Here is a 326-nt window from a genome sequence, read left to right as displayed (position 1 = left end):
GGGGGAGGCGATGCGGGAGGAACCGGACGGATCCGAGGCCTTGGGGCGCTCCCGAGGCGGGCTGACGACCAAGATCCACCTGTTGGCCGATACCCGGCGCCGCCCGCTGGCGAGTACGACCAGTCCCGGCCAGCGCGGCGACACGCGCATGGTTGAGCCGTTGATGGCGACCCTGCATCTGCCCCGCAGCCGGGGCCGCGGGCGCACGCGCCCGCATCGGGTGATGGGCGACAAGGCCTACTCCTCGGCCGCTATCCGGGCCTACCTGCGCAGACGCGGTATCAAGGCGACTATCGCCCAACCCGACGACCAGCGTGAGAACCGCC

The 326-nt window shown here is 71.8% G+C and carries 1 protein-coding gene; it reads left to right on the top strand.

Annotated features, from left to right (window positions below):
* Window positions 1-10 precede the first annotated feature (10 nt).
* Window positions 11-326: transposase (locus tag VS93_RS26525; RefSeq protein ID WP_156185038.1), on the top strand; the 316-nt coding region annotated here is incomplete at its 3' end.

Origin of the sequence: Allosalinactinospora lopnorensis, from assembly GCF_000981225.1 — a bacterium.
In the GTDB taxonomy this organism is placed as follows: domain Bacteria; phylum Actinomycetota; class Actinomycetes; order Streptosporangiales; family Streptosporangiaceae; genus Allosalinactinospora; species Allosalinactinospora lopnorensis.
This window is presented reverse-complemented; position numbering and strand designations above follow the sequence as displayed.